We start from the raw sequence: 13,406 nt of genomic DNA, 5'->3' as shown, positions 1-13,406 counted from the left end.
TCGATTGACAAAGTAACAATTTAGGTGCCCCGTTATATAAGAATGTCTCGCAATTCATTCACGGCACGCACGAAACAGTAATTTAGGAGTTTTATATGTCAAAGCCAACGATTGGTTTTATCGGCCTAGGCCTTATGGGCGGCAACATGGTCGAAAATTTACAAAATAGAGGCTATGAACTGACGGTCATGGATCTTAACAAAGATGCCGTAGACGCATGTGTTGCTCGCGGTGCAAAAGCGGCAAGCTCAGCAAAGCAATTAGCAGAATCTAGTGATATTGTTATGTTGTGTCTGACCACATCTGCCATTGTTGAGAAAGTTGTTTATGGCGATGAAGGCATTCTTGCTGGAATCAAAGAAGGTTCTGTATTGGTTGATTTTGGTACGTCAATTCCTGCATCAACTCGTAAAATCGGTGCTGATTTAGCCGCTAAAGGTGTTGGTATGATTGATGCTCCTCTTGGCCGTACACCAGCACATGCGAAAGATGGTCTATTGAACATTATGGCGTCTGGCGATATCGATACTTTCAACAAAGTTAAACCTGTATTAGAAGAGCAGGGTGAAAATGTATTCCACCTTGGCGCTCTAGGTGCGGGTCACACCACTAAACTTATCAACAACTTTATGGGTATGACCACAGTATGTGCCATGTCTCAAGCGTTCGCTGTTGCTGATCGCGCTGGTGTTGATCGTCAACAATTGTTCGACATCATGTCGACTGGCCCGTCTAACTCACCGTTTATGCAGTTTTGTAAAAACTACGCAGTAGACGATGTTAGCGACTTGGGTTTCTCAATTGCCAACGCTAATAAAGACTTAGGTTACTTCTTACAAATGGTTGAAGACTTAGGCACTCGTTCAGAGATCGCAGAAGGTTCATCGGCGAACTTGCAAGCGGCATTTGACGCTGGCATGGGCAATGGTAACGTACCTGAAATCTTTGATTACTTTCGCACTTTAAACAAGTAATCTCGATCAGTTCGCGGTCTTGTGCCGCGAACACATGCATATAAACTCGCTCGCTGCGTATTAGATTAAGGCTTTTTCTGACACAGAGTTGTAAAAAGCCTTAATTCTTATCCACTGATAATCCTGATGTACGGTACACACATGAAAAATCTTGCCCTGACCCTTATCTCTCTACTGGTAACAACTGAACTCTGCGCTAAAGAATATTTAGTTGATTCACCAAAAGCCTACGCTGAGATTGCTTCTTCATTAGAAGCTGGAGATACGGTGAAGCTCGCCAATGGCACTTGGCAAGACTTTGAAATTTTGTTTACCGGGCAAGGTACAAAAGATCAACCTATCACCTTGATGGCAGAAACCAAAGGTGAGGTTATCCTAAGCGGCCAATCTAACTTGCGTTTAGCAGGTCAATATTTGCATGCATCAGGCTTGGTGTTTAAGCAAGGTTACACACCAAGTAATGAAGTGATTGCCTTTCGTCGCAATAAAACAGACTTAGCTTATCATTCACGCATTAGTGAAATGGTTATCGAAGATTACTCGAATCCAGATAAGCAAGAGTCTGATTATTGGGTCGGTATGTATGGTCAATATAATCGCTTTGACCATAACTACTTGGCGGGCAAGACCAACAAAGGCGTCACCATGGCGGTGCGTCTAAATAGTGAAAATAGCCAGCAAAATCATCATCAAATTGATCACAATTATTTTGGCCCGCGCCAAATATTGGGCTCAAACGGTGGTGAAACATTGCGTATTGGCACCAGTCACTATTCTTTAACGGATTCTTTTACCCTGGTTGAAAACAATTACTTTGACCAATGTAATGGTGAGGTGGAAATCATCTCAGTAAAATCTGGCAAGAATGTGTTAAAGAATAATGTCTTTTTTGAGTCTCGTGGCACACTAACGTTGCGCCATGGTAACGGCAACATCATTGAAAATAACGCGTTCTTTGGTAACGGTGTTGATCATACCGGTGGTATTCGTGTTATTAACAAAGACCAAATAGTTCGTAATAACTACTTGCAAGGGTTAACGGGTTACCGTTTTGGTAGCGGTTTCACCATTATGAATGGCGTGCCAAATTCACCCATTAATCGCTATCATCAAGTTGAGAATGCACAAATAAGCAATAACAGCTTTATCAATGTTGATCATATTCAATTGGCGGCAGGTAGTGATGCTGAACGCTCAGCCGTACCAATTAGCTCTTCGCTTACGAATAACCTCATTGTCAATGAAAGCAAGCAACCATTTAGCTTGTTTGACGATGTTTCTGGGGTGAAGTTTGCGGATAATGTCAGTAATCAGGTCGCACCGCCTGAGCTTGAATACGGCATTACGCAACAAGCTATCGAGTTAGAACAAGGTGATAATGGTCTGCTGTATCCAAAAGGGTTAAATATCGGTGTCGATAAAAAACTTACGCCGATTAAAAAGTCTCAAACGGGGCCAAGCTGGTACCCAAAACCAGCAACAGCAACAGCCTTTGATAGCGGTAAAAAAGTTGCCGTAAACGTTGCTGAAGACGCTTTATTCAACGCGGTTAAAAACGCCGAGGATGGTGACGTACTGCTTTTACAAGATGGTCGTTTTGATGAACGAAAAATTATCACGATTGATAAGACTATAACGATACAAGCACAAACTCGCGGTAACGCACAAATCACGTTCGAACGCGGTACCTTGTTTGAAATCGTTGATGGTGGCAGTTTAAAAATCGATGGCGTGGTTATCGATGGCGTAAACAGTCCAGACTCGTCTGGCAATGTAATGATTCGTTCTAAGAAATGGGGCATGACGCAAAATTATCGTTTGCTGGTGCAAAATTCCGTTATTCAAAACCTTGATGTGAATCATTCATTCCACTTTTTTGAATCAGGTAAAGGCGCATTTGCTGACCAAATTAGCTTGCTTGGTAATCGCTTTGTAAACGTTACTGGCGATGTGTTGCGCCTTGATAAAGAACACGAAGACCTAGGCATATACAATGCTGAATACGTTACCCTAAACGACAATGAATTTAATCAAGTACAGGGTGCATTGGTTAAGTTATATCGTGGTGGTACCGATGAAAGTACCTTTGGCCCTCATTTTGTTATGAATAACAACACCGTCAAAGACCTAGGTCTTGGCAAGCGCAACAAAGCCGCTGCCAGCATTTTCTTACATGGTGTACAAGTAACCAATATAGACGGCAATACGCTGCAAGACAGTGCGCCAATTGTTATAGAACACACGGTCGGTGAACCAATTTCATCATTGAGCAACAACGAACTGAATCAACAACCAAGCATTGTTGAATTGCGTGTTGCGGGTGAGCATACCGCTCTATTAGACAACAACAAGATTGTTCAATAGGCCGATACTATGTTTGCATCAAAATCTTTTAAATCTATATCTTTTAAATCTATTGTTAGCTCCCTCGGTTTATTACTGGTGTCGGCTCTGCAGCTTATGATTAGTGCTAATGCAGCAACTGAACTTGAGTCTCGTCAGAGCCCTCACCTAGTAATATCCCACCAAGATATTGCTGATATGCGCGCGGCACTGCAAGGTGACGGTCGCTTTTCAACAGAATTTGCCGACAGAAAATCGTCTGTTGATTTGCAAATAGCTCAGCCTATCGATGTGCCATTACCTAAAGACTCCGGTGGTGGTTTTACCCATGAGCGTCATAAGAAAAACTATAAACTTATGTATAACGCTGGCGTGGTGTTTCAATTAACCCAAGACAGCAAGTACGCCGCTTACGTTCGAGATATGTTGTTTGCGTATGCGGATATGTATCCAACGCTGCCACTGCATCCGGCTCGTCGCAAAGATAAAAACAACCCAGGTAAACTGTTTTGGCAAAGCCTTAATGAAGCGGTTTGGCTGGTGTATACCTCTCAAGCCTATGACATGATTGTTAACAGTTTGAGTGCTGCTGAAAAGCAACGTATTGAGCAAGGCATTCTGCGTCCTATCGTTAAGTTCTTGTCGGTGGACTCTCCGGCAACGTTTAATAAAGTGCATAACCATGGTACTTGGTTAACCGCTGCTGTTGGTATGACAGGTTATGCGATTGGCGAGCAAGAGTGGGTAGAGCAAGCTTTATATGGTTTAGACAAGTCAGGCAAGGGCGGGTTTATGCGCCAGTTAGACGAGTTGTTTTCGCCACAAGGCTACTACAACGAAGGGCCATATTATCAGCGTTATGCGTTGATGCCGTTTGTCACTTTTGCCAAAGCTATTGAAACCAACCAACCAGAGCGCAAAATATTTCAACATCGTGATGGTATCTTGCTAAAAGCTATCACCACCACGATTGAATTGAGCTATGACGGGTTATTTTTCCCAATTAATGATGCCATCAAAAGCAAGGGTATAGATACCATCGAGTTAGTGCGTGGAGTTACTATCGCCTATGGTTTGACCCAAGATACGGGCTTGTTAGATATCGCCGAACAGCAACAGCAAGTCATCCTAACCGGTGACGGCCTTGCGGTCGCAAATGCACTCGATGCGAACAAACAAACGCCTTATCAATTTAGATCGTTAGCCTTTGGTGACGGTGCCGATGGCAAGCAAGGTGCACTTGTGGTGATGCGTGAGCAAACCTTAGGTGACAGTGCTGTGGTATTTAAACCCGCTGCGCAGGGCCTTGGTCATGGTCACTTCGATAAACTGGCATGGCAGTTTTATGACAATGGTGCAGAAATTGTTGCTGATTACGGCGCCGCTAGATTTTTGAATGTTGAAGCCAAATCCGGTGGTCAATATTTACCTGAGAACGATAGCTACGCGAAACAAACCGTCGCTCATAATACCGTTGTCGTCGATGAACGCAGCCACTTTGATGGTAAGGTTGAAGTCGGTAATGCCAATCACCCAGAATTGATTTTCTTTGCTAGCAACGAGTTCGGAAGCATTAGCCGTGGCGATATCGATAGCGCCTATCCAGGTGTTAGTCTTAGTCGCACTATGGCTCTCGTCGCTTTGCCTGATAGCGAACAGCCTTTATTAATAGACCTGTTTAATGTCAAAAGTGACGCGCAACATCAATATGACCTCCCTGTGCATTATCAAGGCCAGTTGATCGACAGCAATTTTAAGCGTAATGCGTTTAGCGAATCATTAACCGCATTGGGTAAAGACAACGGTTATCAGCACCTTTGGTTAACCGCGCAATCGACACCAAAAGCAGGGCTAGCACAAATTACCTGGCTCAATGACAATGGCCGATTTTATACGCAATCAAGTATTGTCGACGGTGACACGCAATTGTTGTTTACCCGAGTTGGTGCCAACGACCCTGACTTTAACTTACGCAATGAAGCGGGCTTTATCTATCGAAAACAAGGTGTTAAAAATCACACGTTTGTTAGTGTATTAGAGCCGCATGGCGAATATAACCCATCGAAAGAATTTACTATTTCAGCGCAATCAAACGTTTCACAATTACGTTTTGAGCAGATTGGTGAAATAGAAGTGGTTGAGGTAACACTCAACAATAGTGGCCGCTACCTATTGGCAATTAATAGCCAAGGTATTGGTATGACAACATTTAATTATAAGAACAACGAGTATCAATTTGAGGGAAGGTTTACCTTATTCAAATTGCATAATCAGCAGTAACACGAGGAATTACAATGAGCGAAAGTGCCCACTTTACATTTGCCAGCGAAGCCGAGATTGAAGATATTGGTGGTGGCTTAAAACGTCAGATGCTTGGTTATAACCATGAACTAATGGCCGTTAAAATTTGGTTTTCTGAAGGGGCTATTGGTTACAACCATGCCCATAGACATTCTCAAGTTACCTATGTTGTTGAAGGAGAATTTCACTTCAATATTGACGGTGTCACCAAAATCTTAAAGCCAGGCGACAGCTGTTATATTCCGCCACATACCGACCATGGTGCTACGTGCCCAACCGGTGGCATCTTGATTGATACATTTAGCCCAGCACGCGAAGATTTTTTGGAGGATAAATAATGCAAGTTAAAGGATTACGTTGGTGGGTGATTGCATTAATCGCTCTTGCCACCATTATTAACTACATTGACCGTCAAGCGCTCAGTGTTTTATGGCCTGATATCGTTGAAGACTTATTCCCAGATGAATCGGCATTAGAGCGTAAACAAATTTACGCTAACATTTCGATTGTGTTTGTATTTGCCTACGCTTTTGGTCAGGCAATCTTCGGCAAGGTTTTTGACTGGATTGGTACTCGTCTAGGTTTCGTATTATCGATTGGTGTTTGGTCACTAGCAACGGTAGCACATGCGTTCGCACAAGGTATCTTAAGCTTTAGTATCTTCCGCGCTATTTTAGGTGTCGCTGAAGCCGGTAACTGGCCAGGCGCGACCAAAGGTAATGCCGAATGGTTCCCAACCAAAGAGCGTGCTTTAGCGCAAGGTATTTTCAATTCAGGTGCTGCTATTGGCGGTATCGTGGCGATACCGCTTATTGCCTTTTTGACTGTGTATTTTTCATGGCAAATGGTGTTCGTTGTCGTTGGCTTAGTCGGTCTTTTATGGCTTATCCCATGGCTAGTATTGGTGAAAGCGCCACCGGGTTCACATCCGTGGATCACCGAAGAAGAGCGTCAGTATATCTTAACCGGTCAACGCCCTGAGCAAACTGACGATAGTGAGCCAGAAGAGGAATACAACCCATCGACAGGCGAGTTGCTATCTCGCAAGCAAAGCTGGGGAGTTATCATCGCCTCTGCTGCAATTGATCCTATTTGGTGGTTATTTGTTTTCTGGATTCCAATTTACTTAAACGAAGTGTATGCCATGGATGTTAAATCGATTGGTATCTATGGTTGGGTTCCATATGTAGGCGCAATGTTTGGTGCTTGGTTTGGTGGTTTGCTAGCGCAAAATCGACTGAAAGCCGGTTGGAACACAGATAAAACTCGTAAGCTGACTATCACCTTAGGTTGTTTGATTATGTTGCCATCGTTACTTGCTATGGCAAACCCAGGTGAACCAGTTACAGCGGTACTTATCATGGCCGTTATTCTATTTGGTTTCCAAACTGCTATTGGTAACGTACAAACATTGCCAAGTGACTTGTTAGGTAAAAAATCTGTAGGCACCTTAGCTGGTTTTGCCGGTATGGCTGCGAAATTAGGCGCTGTAGGTTTAACCTCGTTGGTACCTTATTTAACCGCCGATGGTAACTATACCCCAGCATTCGTTATTGGTGCGTCTCTTGCCATCATTGCTATGTTGGCGGTTTGGATTCTTATTCCAAAAGTTGAGCCACTTAAAAGCCCAGAGCAACTTGGTAAAATGAAAAAGGCCTAATGATGAAAAGCATTTATTTACTCGGCGAATGCATGATTGAATTGATGAACAGTTCATCTGACACCATGAAGCAATCATTTGCCGGGGATGTTTATAATTCAGCCGTTTATATGAAAAGGTGCTTTCCTGAGACTCATGTAGGGTTAGTGTCTGCTGTAGGGGCAGACACTCTCAGCGACAAAATGCGTCAGCGTTTTGCCAGTGAAGATATCAATACCGATTTGGTGTTTACGCATCAACAAAAAGTACCGGGTATCTATCTGATTGAGACCGATGAGACCGGCGAGCGCAGCTTTACCTATTGGCGCAGTGATTCAGCGGCAAAGAAAGTGATGCAATTCGTCGATGCTGAAGTAACTGAGCAATTAGCCGGTTGTGATATGTTGTTCTTCTCAGGCATCTCTTTGGCTGTTATCGATGAAGAGTCTCGCCCAGCGTTTTGGCAGAAAGTCACACAGCTAAAACAAGCGGGTGTTAAAATTGTGTTCGATCCAAACTATCGTGCACGATTGTGGAAAAATGAGCAGCAAGCTCAACAGCAGTTTAATAAAGCATTTGAATTATCTGATATCGCACTACCTGGTGTAGATGACTTTGTCTCGTTATACCAAATTGACAGCAGTGACGGTGTACAAGCCTTTTGTGAGTCGTTTGATATCGCTGAAGTGATCATTAAAAATGGTCCTGCATCGGTTATTTCTGTGTGTGACGGACAGTCACAACAACATGTTATTACACCTGTAGAGAATGTCGTTGATACAACATCGGCAGGCGATGCATTTAATGGCGTCTATCTCGGTGCTCGATTAAACGGTGACTCTATTAGCCAAGCGATAAGCAAGGCTAGCAAAGCCGCTGGTATCGTTATTCAACATCCTGGTGCTATCGCACCAAAACAAGCAATCAACGCAACCCTCATCTAACGATGGGGTTGTGCCCAATTTTGAGAATATATTCATGAACACGTTTCGTTCTTTAATGGCCGATCAGGTCTTATTACCTATTATTCAAGCCGATACGCCAGAGCAAGGTGTTGATATTGCTCGCGCAATGCAAGCTGGCGGTATTCATTTAGTGGAAGTTGTGTTGCGCACTGATGCATCTATTGAGGCATTAAAAGCCATTAAACAGGCTTTCCCTGAGATGGTTGTTGGTGCGGGTACGGTTATTTGCGAACAAAGCCTAGCCAAAGCCATCGATGCTGGAGCCGATTTTATCGTCACCCCAGGCATGGACAGCGTGTTAGCTAAAGCGCTACAAAATTGCGGTGTTCCGGTATTACCTGGCGTTGCTAATGTTGCCGATATCTTAACCGCGCGTCGTCATGGTTTTCATGAGTTAAAACTGTTTCCTGCCTCATTATCTGGCGGAGCCAAATTTATTTCTGCTATGTCTGGCTTGTTTAAAGATACCGTATTCTGTCCAACAGGTGGTGTATCACAAGCCAATAAAGACGATTATTTAGGACTGGCAAATTGTTTTGCTGTTGGTGGCACTTGGGTTGCAAGCCAGCAGTTAGTTGATAACCAAGACTGGCAAGCGATTAGCAAGGCCTGCGCTGCGGTATAAGGAAGATAAACGATGCTGTCAAATAATTTACCCGTCGGTGTGATAACTGGTGATGAGTTAACCGCATTGTTTGCTGATGCAAAAGCAAATAAATACGCGTTACCGGCAGTTAATGTGGTGGGTACTAACTCAATTAATGCCACATTAGCCGCGGCTAAGCAGGTTAATTCTCCGGTTATTATTCAGCTATCTCATGGTGGCGCCTCATTTTTTTGTGGCAAATCGCTAGAGCTTGATGGCCAGGCGGCAGCCGTGCTTGGCGCAACCGCCGCGGCGCACTATGTGCATCAAGTGGCTGGTGCCTATGGCGTGCCAGTGGTATTGCATACTGACCATGCAGCGCGAAAGCTACTGCCATGGATAGACGGTCTATTAGACGCGGGTGAGCAGCATTACAAAGCCACAGGTAAACCATTGTTCAGTTCACATATGATCGATTTATCAGAAGAGTCACTAATCGATAATATTGATACTTGCGTTGCCTATTTAGAGCGCATGAGCAAAATTGATATGACCTTAGAAATCGAATTGGGTTGTACAGGCGGCGAAGAAGACGGTGTCGATAATACCGGTTTAGATGCAGCCTCGCTGTATACCCAACCTGAAGATGTAGCGTACGCTTATCAAAGGCTTTCACAGATTTCAGATAAGTTCATCATTGCCGCGTCATTCGGTAATGTGCACGGCGTTTACAAGCCAGGTAATGTCAAACTGACGCCTAAAATACTGAAAAACTCACAGGCGTTTGTCGCTGATAGATTTAATCTAGCAAGCCAACCTTTGAATTTCGTATTTCACGGTGGCTCAGGCTCATCACAAGAAGAAATCAGTGAAGCCATAGAATACGGTGTGATCAAAATGAATATCGACACCGACACTCAATGGGCAAGCTGGCAGGGTGTGTTGGATTTTTACCAAGCGAATAACGGTTACTTGCATAGCCAAATTGGTAACCCAGAGGGTGACGATAAGCCGAATAAAAAGTTTTACGACCCACGAGTTTGGTTGCACAAGGCAGAACAAAGTATGGCGCAGCGATTACAGCGAGCGTTTAGTGACTTGAACTGCATCAATCGTTTTGTTTAATCCATAAAGTAGATAGAGACCTTATCCAATGAAAAGATTAATTCCGGTATTACGTGAAGACGGCGTTGATAGTGATTTAATTATGGTCATTCGTACCATACTAGCCGCGTCGAAAGAGCTTGCCTTTCGTATCAGTCAAGGGGCGTTATCGGATGTCTTAGGTTCGACGTTGGATGAAAATATTCAAGGCGAAACGCAAAAGAAGCTGGATGTTATTGCCAACCAGTTATTCAAAGAGTTGTTGCAAGATGAGCGTGATGTTAAAGCCATCGCTTCGGAAGAAGAAGACGACATCGTTGCGGTAAACGAGTCGGGTAAATATATCGTGGCGTTCGATCCACTTGATGGCTCATCGAACGTCGATATAAATGGCCAAATCGGCACCATCTTTACCATTTTTAATGGCAAAGATGATATACCAGCGAGCGACTGGCGACAGTTCGCACAAACAGGTAATGAGCAAATTTGTGCCGGCTATGTATTGTATGGTCCATCCACATTATTGGTGATGTCTACTGGCATAGCGACCCGAGTGTATACGCTTGATTTAACTCATGGTGGGTTTTTGCTGACGATTCCCGAATTGAACGTTCCAGAGCAGACCGCAGAGTTCTCTATTAATATGGCCAATCAGCATGATTGGTTGGAGCAAACCAAACACTATATCAATGGCTTATTAACCTGTAATGACAAGCGTTATAATATGCGCTGGAATGCGGCCATGGTAGGTGATATCCATCGCGTACTGACCCGAGGTGGCGTGTTCTTGTATCCACAAGATATTCGCCCTGGTTATCAGCAAGGTAAATTGCGCTTGTTGTATGAAGCGTTTCCAATGGCCTATTTAATGCGTGATGCGCATGGCAAAGAGTCCACCGGTGACGCCTCGATTTTAACCCAGCAATTGGCTGAGTTACATCAGCGTATTCCTGTGGTGATGGGCAGCGCCTCTGAAGTAAATGAATATCAACGCTTATCATCAGTAGATGAGTCGCAATCAGCAGAGCAACCGCTAAGCTCTTCGCAAGCGGTTTAAGCTAGCCCTAAGCTAAATCATTAACATCGCCACGGTTTGTTGATGCTGTGGTGATGTCATTCTCCCTAGGCATTTGTGCCGGCTTTTGTGCAGGCTGTTATGCATGTATGTCCTTTACAAGCCTTGTCAGCTGCTGAGTCAGTAAGCTGTGTATTTTCCCTCGCCACGTTTATTTTTCTTTTATTCACTATACTTTACAGACTTAAACTGTGAGCAAATGATTATGAAAACACTAAGCGTTGCACTCTTTCTTGCGTTGTTGGCGATAACTAATAGCAAAGCTTTCGCAGCCGAGGCGCATCAATGCATCATTACCGCGTCAGAAAGCGCAGCAGAATGCAAAGGCAATGATGCGGCAGAATGCGCCAAAGTGTTAAAACAGGCCGATTGTAAATGTGCCGGTAAATGCGACGGGTTTATTGATACCCTAGCGCAATGTCATGCCGAATTTAATCAAGGCATACATTTATGTACCGAAGGGGATTTAGTCTGTGTTAATGGCCTTAAATCGGTGCGCACCAACTGTATCGATGAAGCGCAAGGGACTAAATAAGACCTAATTAACTTGTACTGCGTTAATGACCACTTTTTTGTTTTGGTTTAGATGGTGATTGTTTGGGGAGCTTACAGCGGTTCTCTTGGTAGTGCTCGCGTATAACAACAGGCTTTTTACTGTCAATTTTGATTAGTGCTAAAGGTCTGACTATTGCTGACGGAAAATTACATTCTTCATTGGATAACGTCTGGCTGTAAACCACATTAACTTGAATATATAGTTCGCGTTCTTTGATGCCGGTAATCTTTAGCTGATAGGCACTATTTGGTTTAGGGCCCCAATCAACGATAACAACTTGCGATGTTTGAAAGTCGACATCAAATACAGGCTCTGTTGTCACTTGTGATGTCGCTTCAATGAAACTATTCCATTCATTAAATACAGACACCGTTTTCAGCTGATTATAGGCATTGACCATATCGTCTTGTGGATAGAGTATTTCAGTATTTAGGTTGTTCTTCTTCGCTAGTGCCACGTTGGTGAATAAGCAGGTGAGAATAAGTAAAAAAGTCAGAGGAAAATTTGACTTCATGGGCATTGCCCTCCGTAGCGGTTATTGTTGTGCGGTACTGGCCTTCAATTTAACTGTAGACCAAGAACAGCATTCACGCTAAAGCATCAGAGCGAAATATTGATAGTTAAAATGGTTGCTTTACAAACTGCTATTTACGTCGCTATATCGCCGCTTCTTTTCCTTAAAACATGTATTGCCAGGCAAAGGTGATTTGTTTTGACGTTTGCAATTGCACACCATCGAAATCTTCTTCTAATGGTTCACTGTATTCAAAAGATAAACTGTTACCCATAAGTGTTGGATTACTAAAGCGATAACTGGTGCCTATGGCCCAATCCCATATTTTTGCGCCACGCATGTTGACGTCGGCAACCGGTGACATCATGGGGTTTAACCTGTCGTCACGGCCAGAATAATTATCTATGTCGGTAAAGCTTATGCGCATGCTGACATTGAGATTGTTATCAAATAAAAAGCTTACCCAACTGTGAACTTGCAATTGATCACCAGGTTCGTAATTAGCATCATTTTCATCTAGCGCTGTTTGGTAGTTAAATTGTGCGCCTAACTGATAACTATTTTCACTAAATTTGATAGTGTAGGTAGCTAAAAGATCGGTTGTTTCACTACCGATTTGCATTGGGTAGCCCATAATGACTTTGTCGCCCATCATATTCGTCCGCGATTGGTCAATATCACCAACAGGCAAGCCAACACCAAGACTGATATGGCTATCAACTTTTGTCGAAGTATAAGTGCGGTACATGGCACGGATATGAACATCGGCTAAACCATCACTGCTCATCTCAACCTCTGTTGCCATTGCAGGCATCATGCCGTCATACATAGGCGTATTCGCAGTAATACTTACTGGCTTTTGGTAAGTAGCCATCATGCCCATCATAGGCCGCATCAGCGAAGTCATCTCCTGATCGATAAAGTTTGCCGTCACCATCAAGGTCAAATCATCTGAATAACCATACATGGCACCGAACATATGCATATCCATGCTCATTTCATCTGGCACCATCATATAGGACTCGAGCGCGTAATCAGATGAAATTGGGTCCTTTCCTAACTGCAAGTCTTGCATATCCATGGTCATGTAACGATATGACACCATCCAATGGCCTTTTTTATGGATATGACTGCCCATAACACTGATTGGCGCAACGGCTTGACTCATATCCATGTTCATATCCATGTTCATGTCCATGTCCATGTCCATGTTCATGTTATCGTGCTGTTGCTCGGATGCTATTGAGCAAGTTGAATAGACAATAGCGGATAACAGCAAGCAGTGAGCAATCCTATTCATATATTCTCTTGGTTATATTCTCTTGGTTATATTCTATTGGTTTATTCTC

At 43.5% G+C, this 13,406-nt stretch carries 12 protein-coding genes; 10 read left to right on the top strand and 2 right to left on the bottom strand.

The window, feature by feature from the left end; genetic code table 11:
- The first annotated feature begins 95 nt into the window (after positions 1-95).
- The 10 genes from E2K93_RS04480 to E2K93_RS04435 all read left to right on the top strand — a co-directional run bounded on the left by E2K93_RS04480 (position 96) and on the right by E2K93_RS04435 (position 11,522).
- The gene (locus tag E2K93_RS04480) at positions 96-974 is read left to right on the top strand and encodes an NAD(P)-dependent oxidoreductase (RefSeq protein ID WP_135437945.1); all 879 of its coding nucleotides are present in this window, start codon (positions 96-98) and stop codon (positions 972-974) included.
- A 141-nt stretch (positions 975-1,115) separates the two neighbouring features.
- Positions 1,116-3,338 (top strand): polysaccharide lyase 6 family protein, encoded by a 2,223-nt coding sequence (locus E2K93_RS04475; RefSeq protein ID WP_135437944.1) that lies wholly within the window; start codon positions 1,116-1,118, stop codon positions 3,336-3,338.
- 96 nt (positions 3,339-3,434) lie between these two features.
- Positions 3,435-5,597: a heparinase II/III domain-containing protein gene (locus tag E2K93_RS04470; RefSeq protein WP_228445499.1), complete on the top strand. Its 2,163-nt coding sequence runs from the start codon at positions 3,435-3,437 to the stop codon at positions 5,595-5,597.
- A 14-nt stretch (positions 5,598-5,611) separates the two neighbouring features.
- Positions 5,612-5,956: a cupin domain-containing protein gene (locus E2K93_RS04465; protein ID WP_135437942.1), complete on the top strand. Its 345-nt coding sequence runs from the start codon at positions 5,612-5,614 to the stop codon at positions 5,954-5,956.
- Positions 5,956-7,278, top strand: coding sequence for an MFS transporter (locus E2K93_RS04460; protein WP_135437941.1), 1,323 nt, complete (start codon positions 5,956-5,958; stop codon positions 7,276-7,278). Before E2K93_RS04465 ends, E2K93_RS04460 begins: the two co-directional genes overlap by 1 nt.
- A 2-nt stretch (positions 7,279-7,280) precedes the next feature.
- Positions 7,281-8,201, top strand: coding sequence for a sugar kinase (locus E2K93_RS04455; RefSeq protein ID WP_135440403.1), 921 nt, complete (start codon positions 7,281-7,283; stop codon positions 8,199-8,201).
- Between the two features lie 34 nt (positions 8,202-8,235).
- The gene (gene eda, locus E2K93_RS04450) at positions 8,236-8,847 is read left to right on the top strand and encodes a bifunctional 4-hydroxy-2-oxoglutarate aldolase/2-dehydro-3-deoxy-phosphogluconate aldolase (RefSeq protein ID WP_135437940.1); all 612 of its coding nucleotides are present in this window, start codon (positions 8,236-8,238) and stop codon (positions 8,845-8,847) included.
- Positions 8,848-8,859: 12 nt separating this feature from the next.
- Positions 8,860-9,933 carry a class II fructose-bisphosphate aldolase gene (gene fbaA / locus E2K93_RS04445; protein WP_135437939.1) on the top strand — a complete coding sequence of 358 codons (1,074 nt, stop codon included), beginning with the start codon at positions 8,860-8,862 and terminating at the stop codon, positions 9,931-9,933.
- A gap of 28 nt (positions 9,934-9,961) precedes the next feature.
- Positions 9,962-10,969: a class 1 fructose-bisphosphatase gene (locus tag E2K93_RS04440; RefSeq protein WP_135437938.1), complete on the top strand. Its 1,008-nt coding sequence runs from the start codon at positions 9,962-9,964 to the stop codon at positions 10,967-10,969.
- Positions 10,970-11,192: 223 nt separating this feature from the next.
- Positions 11,193-11,522, top strand: a complete 330-nt coding sequence (locus E2K93_RS04435) for a hypothetical protein (protein WP_135437937.1) — start codon at positions 11,193-11,195, stop codon at positions 11,520-11,522.
- 22 nt (positions 11,523-11,544) lie between these two features.
- Here the strand turns inward: E2K93_RS04435 and E2K93_RS04430 are convergent, their stop codons facing one another.
- Both E2K93_RS04430 and E2K93_RS04425 read right to left on the bottom strand, forming a co-directional pair.
- Complete coding sequence (locus tag E2K93_RS04430; protein WP_135437936.1) at positions 11,545-12,057, bottom strand: hypothetical protein; 513 nt, start codon at positions 12,055-12,057, stop codon at positions 11,545-11,547.
- A gap of 163 nt (positions 12,058-12,220) precedes the next feature.
- Positions 12,221-13,357 (bottom strand): hypothetical protein, encoded by a 1,137-nt coding sequence (locus E2K93_RS04425; protein WP_135437935.1) that lies wholly within the window; start codon positions 13,355-13,357, stop codon positions 12,221-12,223.
- Positions 13,358-13,406: the final 49 nt, after the last annotated feature.

It is taken from the genome of Thalassotalea sp. HSM 43 (genome assembly GCF_004752005.1).
In the GTDB taxonomy this organism is placed as follows: Bacteria; Pseudomonadota; Gammaproteobacteria; order Enterobacterales; family Alteromonadaceae; genus Thalassotalea_A.
This window is presented reverse-complemented; position numbering and strand designations above follow the sequence as displayed.

Excerpts from the sequence above, each read along its gene's own strand:
- E2K93_RS04480 (WP_135437945.1), top strand. The coding sequence starts at position 96 with ATGTCAAAGCCAACGATTGGTTTTATCGGCCTAGGCCTTATGGGCGGC.
- E2K93_RS04475 (WP_135437944.1), top strand. The coding sequence starts at position 1,116 with ATGAAAAATCTTGCCCTGACCCTTATCTCTCTACTGGTAACAACTGAA.
- E2K93_RS04470 (WP_228445499.1), top strand. The coding sequence starts at position 3,435 with ATGATTAGTGCTAATGCAGCAACTGAACTTGAGTCTCGTCAGAGCCCT.
- E2K93_RS04465 (WP_135437942.1), top strand. The coding sequence starts at position 5,612 with ATGAGCGAAAGTGCCCACTTTACATTTGCCAGCGAAGCCGAGATTGAA.
- E2K93_RS04460 (WP_135437941.1), top strand. The coding sequence starts at position 5,956 with ATGCAAGTTAAAGGATTACGTTGGTGGGTGATTGCATTAATCGCTCTT.
- E2K93_RS04455 (WP_135440403.1), top strand. The coding sequence starts at position 7,281 with ATGAAAAGCATTTATTTACTCGGCGAATGCATGATTGAATTGATGAAC.
- eda (WP_135437940.1), top strand. The coding sequence starts at position 8,236 with ATGAACACGTTTCGTTCTTTAATGGCCGATCAGGTCTTATTACCTATT.
- fbaA (WP_135437939.1), top strand. The coding sequence starts at position 8,860 with ATGCTGTCAAATAATTTACCCGTCGGTGTGATAACTGGTGATGAGTTA.
- E2K93_RS04440 (WP_135437938.1), top strand. The coding sequence starts at position 9,962 with ATGAAAAGATTAATTCCGGTATTACGTGAAGACGGCGTTGATAGTGAT.
- E2K93_RS04435 (WP_135437937.1), top strand. The coding sequence starts at position 11,193 with ATGAAAACACTAAGCGTTGCACTCTTTCTTGCGTTGTTGGCGATAACT.
- E2K93_RS04430 (WP_135437936.1), bottom strand. The coding sequence starts at position 12,057 with ATGAAGTCAAATTTTCCTCTGACTTTTTTACTTATTCTCACCTGCTTA.
- E2K93_RS04425 (WP_135437935.1), bottom strand. The coding sequence starts at position 13,357 with ATGAATAGGATTGCTCACTGCTTGCTGTTATCCGCTATTGTCTATTCA.